This is a genomic window from Halorientalis sp., assembly GCF_028275115.1.
GTDB lineage: Archaea > Halobacteriota > Halobacteria > Halobacteriales > Haloarculaceae > Halorientalis.
The window spans coordinates 1-6,975 of the sequence record NZ_JAQCNH010000098.1 but is presented as its reverse complement, the minus strand read 5'-3'; the positions used below and the strand labels follow the sequence as shown (position 1 = coordinate 6,975).

General features: G+C 61.8%; 7 protein-coding genes and 1 tRNA gene. 6 read left to right on the top strand and 2 right to left on the bottom strand.

The features are described 5' to 3' along the window. Positions 1 to 76: 76 nt before the first annotated feature. Together Q0964_RS13840 and aceA are read left to right on the top strand one after the other, a co-directional pair. A tRNA-Thr gene (locus tag Q0964_RS13840) sits at positions 77 to 148 on the top strand. Between the two features lie 850 nt (positions 149 to 998). Continuing rightward, complete coding sequence (aceA, locus tag Q0964_RS13835) at positions 999 to 2,069, top strand: isocitrate lyase (protein WP_299268688.1); 1,071 nt, start codon at positions 999 to 1,001, stop codon at positions 2,067 to 2,069. Positions 2,070 to 2,309: 240 nt separating this feature from the next. On the opposite strand, the gene Q0964_RS13830 is transcribed toward aceA, so the two are convergent. Continuing rightward, complete coding sequence (locus Q0964_RS13830; RefSeq protein WP_299268686.1) at positions 2,310 to 2,510, bottom strand: hypothetical protein; 201 nt, start codon at positions 2,508 to 2,510, stop codon at positions 2,310 to 2,312. Positions 2,511 to 2,767: 257 nt separating this feature from the next. Between Q0964_RS13830 and Q0964_RS13825 the strand changes: the two genes are divergently transcribed. Then, a complete protein-coding gene (locus Q0964_RS13825; protein WP_299268684.1) occupies positions 2,768 to 3,427 on the top strand; it encodes a helix-turn-helix domain-containing protein in 660 nt (219 codons plus the stop codon). Between the two features lie 94 nt (positions 3,428 to 3,521). Continuing rightward, complete coding sequence (gene aceB / locus Q0964_RS13820; RefSeq protein ID WP_299268681.1) at positions 3,522 to 4,835, top strand: malate synthase AceB; 1,314 nt, start codon at positions 3,522 to 3,524, stop codon at positions 4,833 to 4,835. Positions 4,836 to 4,856: 21 nt separating this feature from the next. Here aceB and Q0964_RS13815 read toward each other — a convergent pair whose 3' ends face one another. Then, positions 4,857 to 5,246 (bottom strand): hypothetical protein, encoded by a 390-nt coding sequence (locus tag Q0964_RS13815; RefSeq protein WP_299268679.1) that lies wholly within the window; start codon positions 5,244 to 5,246, stop codon positions 4,857 to 4,859. Positions 5,247 to 5,394: 148 nt separating this feature from the next. On the opposite strand from Q0964_RS13815, the gene Q0964_RS13810 reads away from it, so the two are divergent. Together Q0964_RS13810 and Q0964_RS13805 are read left to right on the top strand one after the other, a co-directional pair. After that, on the top strand, positions 5,395 to 6,030 hold the full coding sequence (locus tag Q0964_RS13810) for an IS6 family transposase (protein ID WP_299268677.1): 636 nt from the start codon (positions 5,395 to 5,397) through the stop codon (positions 6,028 to 6,030). A 181-nt stretch (positions 6,031 to 6,211) separates the two neighbouring features. After that, positions 6,212 to 6,975: MBL fold metallo-hydrolase (locus Q0964_RS13805; protein WP_299268674.1), on the top strand; the 764-nt coding region annotated here is incomplete at its 3' end.

Here is a 6,975-nt window from a genome sequence, read left to right as displayed (position 1 = left end):
CGGTGCACGAACGTCTGCCGACCATTAAATCGAAACGTATAAAGACAATCTCCCGCTACCCAGGAGTGCAACACGTGCCTGGGTAGCTTAGCGGTAAAGCGCGTCCTTGGTAAGGACGAGACCCCGGATTCAAATTCCGGCCTAGGCTTTCTTTGGCCGTCAATTACGGGACGGAAACGTCGGACCTGTGACGATTGCACGCTTCCTGCCGCGTCCCACAAACGACCAGACCACAGCCACCAGTCCGGCATACTGGACCCGAAAATTAACGTTCAGGCCATCTACGCCGTGCCTTCCGCACCGTCAGCCGGCTCGGCCGTACCCAATATCTATATCTGATAATTAGACACAAGTCTTTTTACACATCAGTGAAGTACGTTGTAATAGGCACCGTCATGGTGCCACCCCCACCCCCACCCCACCGATCCCCCCACCCCTTTTTATAGGCGAAGCAGGCCGAGTGCCTCGGGACCGTTCGAGAATCGGAGATTCTCGTGATGACGAGAGACGAACTCTCTCGAACCACTTGACCCCGAGGCAGTTCACTTCGACACGATACCCCGAGCGAGACCTGTGTGTGGCGGGTCACCTCTACTGGTCATTCCGCCGATTTTGCGTGCTAGAGAACCACAATCCCTTATATTCGTAAGCTCGCTCTAGGTCCCCGAGGGCTATTAAAGAGCTTTAACATTATAGAGCATAACATTTTTCCGATGATGTATATTCGAGACGGATGCGTACGAACAGACACCGCGAAACGCAGGTGGAGTTTCCATGCTACCGGTCACGACCCGTCGTCGATATCAGTCGTCAGCCGTTGTCGGCACGTGGGTTCAGTGGGCGGTTCGCGCAGTTGCGGACTCATCGAGGCACCGACGAACCGTAACCGGTGTTGTGGTTCTCCCGCGCGGTCCCCGGGCGGTCTGTAGGTCCCGCCGTCCGCGAACCGTTTCGACAGAGATAAGCCGATTCTACTGAAGGACCTAGACGCAATAACCATGGCACACGACTCAGAAGGGGAAGACCCCGTTGCGAGCAGTGTCGAGACGACAGAACCGTTCCTTCGTGACGTCGACAATAAAAAGGCACGCGAACTCCGCGACCAGTTGAACAATCAAGACTACGTCTTCGCGCCCGGTCTCTACCACGCGCTCGACGCCCGACTGGCCGAGATGGCCGGTCTGGACGCCGCGTACATGTCGGGTTACTCGACGGTCCTCGGTCAGTTCGGCTTCCCGGACCTCGAGATGGTCGACATGCGCGAGATGGTCGAGAACGCAAAGCGCATGGTCGAGGCCACGGAGCTGCCCGTCATCGCGGACTGTGACACCGGTTACGGTGGCATCCACAACGTCCGACGGGCCGTCCGCGAGTACGAGAAGGTCGGCGTCGCTGCGGTCCACATCGAGGACCAGACGACGCCCAAGCGCTGTGGGCACATCGCCGGAAAAAAGATCGTCTCCCGCGAAGACGCCAAGGCCCGCTTCGAGGCCGCCGTCGACGCCAAGCAGGACGAGGACACCATCGTCATCGCCCGGACCGACGCCTACGGCTCGGCCAACGGCGACTGGGACGAACACCTCGAGCGTGGTCGGATGTACGCCGACGCCGGCGTCGACATCGTTTGGCCAGAGATGCCCGACCCGTCCCGCGAGGACGCGGTCAGCTACGCCGAGACGATTCACGAGACCCACCCTGACCAGATGCTGGCGTTCAACTACTCCAGCTCCTTCGCCTGGTCCGAGGAGGAAGACCCGCTCACGTTCCAGGAACTGGGCGACCTCGGCTACAACTACCAGTTCATCACGCTGTACGCCCTGCACTCGGGCGCACACGCCGTCTACGAGGATATGAAGAACATCGCCGAGAACGCCGAGCAGGCACAGTGGGACCTCGAAGACCGCTACCTGGGTCACGAAACCGAGAGCCACCACGAGCTCTCCTTTGTCCCGCGCTTCCAGAACGTCGAAGCCAAGTTCGACCCCGAAGCCGCCAAGCGCCAGGAAGAGTCCGCTGGCTTCAGCGACGACGAGGAAGACGCGGTCATCAGCTCCGACCAGGACGACTGACGGGAGCTTCGAGCGTAGCGAGACGCTCCGGACGTGCGACCGGGCCACTGGCCCGCGAGCACAGCGGTCTCTAATCGCCGCTTTTCTTTCGACGCCCGCCACACAGCGACAGCGCCGCGTGCCGGGGCCGACGACGCCATAGCTGTGGCTCGCCGGTCGTATCTCACGGGAGAGTCTGCGAACCCGCCGTCGCGAGTCGGGGCGCCCGGTCGTCGCCGGTCCGGGCCTGTACCGGTTCCGTCAGTCGTCGGCGGCCCGGTCGACGACGGTCACGACCACGTCCCAGTCGGGATGGCCGTCCTCGCCGTCGACGCCCCAACCGCCCTCGACGTCGATGCCGTTCTGGTGTGCCGTGTGTATCAACTCGGAGAGTATCGTCTCGAACGTCGGTTCGTCGGTGACGTTCAGGTGTGGGTCTTCCATGGTGTCCTCACGGGGCATGCAATGACTTTGACAGAACTGGTGCCCCGCGTCGCACCGTGTGAGGTCCGTGGCAGTGCACGCCTATCGTATACAATTATACGGTATTCCGGCTTAATAACCCCGGGATTAGCTTGGTATACCATGCTACCGTCGTCGGGTTCACATCGGGATACCTAGACGACCCACAGGGCGTTTATACCTGCGCACTGAAGCCTCGTACACCAAGGCAGCCACATTTGAACCCGGAACCGGAATCAATAGACACTGAACGGTTCATGAGTGTCATCGTGGAGATGGAGGTTGCTGCGAGTGACTTCGAGCTGGGCCGCATCCTCGATATCGTTCCTGGCGTGCGGATCGAGGTGGAAACGATGGTCCCCGCCGGCGAGCGAGCGGTGCCGCTGTTCTGGGTCTACGACGGCGACAGGGCCTCCTTCGAGTCCCGCGTCAGGGACCACCCGGCCGTCGACGTGGTCACCGAGATTGACGAGTTCGAGGACCGAACGCTGTACGCCATCGACTGGAACGTCGAATTCGACCACTTTTTCGGCGCCATCGTCGAGAACGGCGGCCATGTGCTGGCCGCGACGGGCCACAGCGACGCCTGGCAGTTCGAGGTCCGTTTTCCCGATCACGACAGCCTGTCGTCGTTCCAGGAGTCGCTGGAAGACGCCCGAATCTCATTCGAGGTGATCCGGGTGTACAACCCCACCAAACCTGACGCCGGCCCGTGGTTCGGGCTGACACCGACCCAGCGGGAGGCGCTGGTGCTCGCCGTCGAGTCCGGCTACTACGATATCCCCCGGGCCTGCACGACGGTCGAACTGGCCGACCAACTCGGAATCTCCGACCAGGCGGTCACCGAACGGCTCCGCCGGGCTATCGTCAACCTCGTCAACCACTCGCTTCTGGTGAACACCGACGAGAGCGACTGACCCGCCGTTTTGACGGCAGCCACCCGCACAGTTGGCTCTCGACTCGATTCGGGCAGCTTTAAGAACCGCCGAGCTTTTTCTGGGAGTGACTACAATGACTGCAATCGACACGCGTCTCCACGAGCGAAAGTTCGTGCGGACGTTCTTTACCACCCCGACAGCCGAGAGCGGTGTCGACGACTCCGCCGAGAAGCTCCGGAGCGCCATCGGCCTGCGTGGCATGCAGGCGCCCGACGTGTGGGTCCCGGACAACGAGGACGCAACCGCGCCCAACATGCGCGACGAGGGTGCCGAAAACATCGCCGAGGTCGTCGCCGAAGACGGCGCGGAGTTCCCCGGTGAGATTCACCCCCGCGTCGTCTGGCACCGTGACAGCCCCGGGACGCGCTACAAGGGCTTCCAGCACATGCTCGAGATCACCGACCCCGAGAACGGTGCCGTCGAGGACATCGACGGCTTCGTTATCCCCGAGGTCGGCGACATCGACGACTGGAAAAAAGCCGACGAGCTCATGACCATCGTCGAACACGAGAACGGACTCGAGGAGGGGTCGCTCGCGATGAGCGTCATCATCGAATCCGGCTCCGCCGAACTCGCCATGGGCAAACTCCGTGAGGAGATGGGCAAAGCCGACAACAATCTCGAACGCCTGTTCCTGCTGGTCGACGGCGAGGTCGACTACACCAAGGACCAGCGCGCCATCACGCCGACCGGCGGCCTCCCAGAGTGGAAGGAGCTCCGTCACAACACCTCTCGTGCCGCGAGTGCCGCGGGGTGCATCTCCGTCGACGGCCCCTACGACGACATCCGCGACGTGGACGGCTACCACGACCGTATCACCGCCAACAACGCGATGGGGATGCTCGGTATCTGGTCGCTGACGCCCGGACAGGTCGTCGAGGCCAACAAGAGCCCGCTCCCGCCGGAATCGGGGTACTGGCTCATCGACGCCGACGGTCGCGAGGTCGAACTGGAAAGCCGGGACGGCGTCGAAGTGTACACTGGCGACCGAATCGAACTCGAAGCGGAAGACGGCGGCTACGAACTCGAAGTCGGCAGCGACGAGATCTTCGTCGAGTCCGAAGGAGACCTGGCCGACGAACTGCTCGACCTCGTCTCATACGTCCCGAGCATGGACGACATCGTCGACTCCATGGAGGAGTTCGAGACGGCAAAGGAGGCCGGCAAAGGCGCCATCGCGATGACTCGTGCGGCGACCGTCGAAATCGACGGCGTGCAGGTCGACGTCAGCAGCGACCGTATGTGGGACGAGGCCACCTACCAGGCCCTGATGACGCCGGTCAAGCTGTTCCAAGACGTCTACGAGAACCGACCGGACCAGCACGACGACCTCGCGGAACTGTACAGCGAGGACGTCGTCACCCGCGCGATGGACGTCGGAAACTAACCGCAGACCGTCTGTTCGTTTTTATAACCAGCCGGACAGGTCGGCCGCAGGCCCGTCGTTTGCGAACGGCGTCTCGGCGAACGGGACGGGCCGAGGACGGTCCTGCTCGGCCAGCAGCGACTCCGCGTGCGCCCTGTCGCCCGCGCCGGCGTCGACGACGCCCCAGGGTGGCCAGAACGCGGCGTAAACGAAACTCCCGTGCGAACGGTCCCACCGCAGATACATATCTGCCTCGTCGGCTCTGGTCACGAGACACACGTCGCCGTCGGTTACCCGCATTACCTCGACGTAGTCGGCCAGGTCGAGGTCGGCCAGGTCACCGCCGTCGCCGAGCGCTCCCCAGAGCAGTCGGCAGGGGCGGCTATCGGTGTACTGAAACAACGCGTCACGCACAGCGTCCCGGTCGGACATCACTCATAATACGTGACCAACGGTTATAAGTGTCCGGGTGCCGTCCTGGCACGGCACTGTGGCGGAGTGACGGGCGACTGCGCCCGCACCGACAGCGGCGGTGTTCAGATAAGGATGAAGAGTGAGGCGATGTGTTTTCTGAGTGCCTATGCCCGAAAACACACGCCTCGGCGGGAGTATCGACCAGATCAACTTAGAGTTTGTTGAACGCGAGGCGACACCGCGACTGCTGATGAAGCTCGGTATTCAGTTGCATCTCGCCGGACTCTCTCTTTCGAATACCGTTTCGGTTCTTGATATATTCGGTGTCGAGCGAGCGCGATCCACCGTGCATAATTGGGTTCACAAGGCAGATCTACAGCCCGAAACTGGATGCAGTCCGGATCACGTTGCGGTTGACGAGACCGTGATCCGACTCAACGACGAGCAATACTGGCTGTACGCTGCGGTCGATCCCGACACGAACGAATTACTTCATACAAAGCTTGAACCGACGAGAACGAACGTTATTGCTCGCACATTCTTTGCCGAACTCCGCGAGAAACACGACGTTGATGATGCGGTGTTTCTCGTCGATGGTGCAGCACCGCTGAAAGACGCCTGCCAGCGACACGGCCTCGATTTCAGATACGAACGCCACGGAAATCGGAACAGTGTCGAACGTGTCTTTCGTGAGGTAAAACGCCGTACCTCTTCGTTCTCAAATTGTTTCAGCAACGCCGAGCGAGAAACAGCCGACGACTGGCTCCAATCGTTCGCCTTCGCATGGAATCAGCTAATCTGAACACTACCCGACGAACCGACCCAGGGTTTATTAATAGTGGGCGGCCGACCGTCGAACTACCGAGACGCCCGCGGGACACGTGCCGACAGCACGCAGCGGGGACACGCACGCAGAGGAACCGCCGGGAGACCGGCACGCGGCACTCGCCCCCCACGTTACCAACGTGGCGTTTCACGCAACTATGGAAATCGAAATCGCGACGATCGGCGGCTACGAAGAGGTTGGACGACAGATGACGGCAGTGCGGGCGGGCGACGACATCGTCATCTTCGACATGGGTCTGAACCTCTCGCAGGTGCTGATCCACGACAACGTCGAGACCGAACGGATGCACAGCCTCGACCTGATCGACATGGGCGCTATCCCCGACGACCGGGTGATGAGCGACCTCGAGGGCGACGTGAAGGCCATCGTACCCACCCACGGCCACCTCGACCACATCGGCGCCATCTCGAAGCTGGCCCACCGCTACGACGCGCCCGTCGTGGCGACGCCGTTTACGATCGAGCTGGTGAAACAGGAGATCGAGTCCGAGAACAAGTTCCAGGTCGGGAACGACCTGGAGGTGATGGAGGCCGGCGAGCGGATGGATATCGGCGAGCGCTGCTCGCTGGAGTTCGTCAACGTCACCCACTCGGTCATCGACGCGATCAACCCGGTTCTCCACACGCCGGAGGGCGCGGTGGTCTACGGGCTGGACAAGCGCGTCGACCACACTCCGGTGCTGGGCGACCCGATCGACATGGAGCGGTTCCGCGAGATCGGCCGCGAGGGAGAGGGTGTCCTCTGTTACATCGAGGACTGTACGAACGCGGGGCGGAAGGGTCGTACGCCCTCCGAGTCGGTCGCACGGGAGGAGCTTCACGACGTGATGACCAGCATCGAGGACTACGACGGCGGCATCGTCGCCACGACGTTCTCCAGCCACATCGCCCGGGTGTCGAG